Here is a 620-nt window from a genome sequence, read left to right on the forward strand (position 1 = left end):
ATGACGATTATTTTTTCAATTTGCTTAAGCATCTTCAAGACAGAATATTACTGATAACCGCTTATCAAGATAACAAAGCGATCGGCTCCTCTATATACACGATATGTAAAGAATCAGGCATTATGCAGTTTCATCTTGGAGGTACGCTAAATGAATATACTCATATGCAACCATCCAAACTTATTACTCATGTCGCTCGAGACTGGGGTCGAAACAACAACTATAAGGTGCTACACCTTGGCGGCGGGGTCGGATCAAACCTAGATTCTTTGTACGAATACAAAAAAGGATTTAGCTCACAAGAACTGCTATTTAAGACTTACAGGCTTATCGTCAACACGGCAAAATATGCAAATTTAGTAGCGGGTATCTGGTTCAGTGACAGTGACTTGCGCTCTGATTTCTTTCCGTTATATAGAAAAGAACCTACTGTAGAAGAAGTGCTAGAAGTAGGTCAAGCAGAACCCTTAGTGAATATGTTGTAGCAGAAGCTGTATTTACAATATGGCTTTAGGTTTATAGGATTTATGATTAATTCTGAGCATCCCTTGAGCTTTCATATAAGTATGCATTGAGATGTAAGCGATACTACAAGTCCGAATAAATAAAAAAGCAGCCTC

The 620-nt window shown here is 38.1% G+C and carries 1 protein-coding gene; it reads left to right on the top strand.

Annotated features, from left to right (window positions below):
* A partial coding sequence (locus ACS8FC_RS18840; protein WP_439297914.1) for a hypothetical protein occupies window positions 1-485 on the top strand: 485 nt, incomplete at its 5' end.
* Between the last annotated feature and the right edge of the window lie 135 nt (window positions 486-620).

Source organism: Psychrobacter sp. 1Y4, from assembly GCF_051847555.1.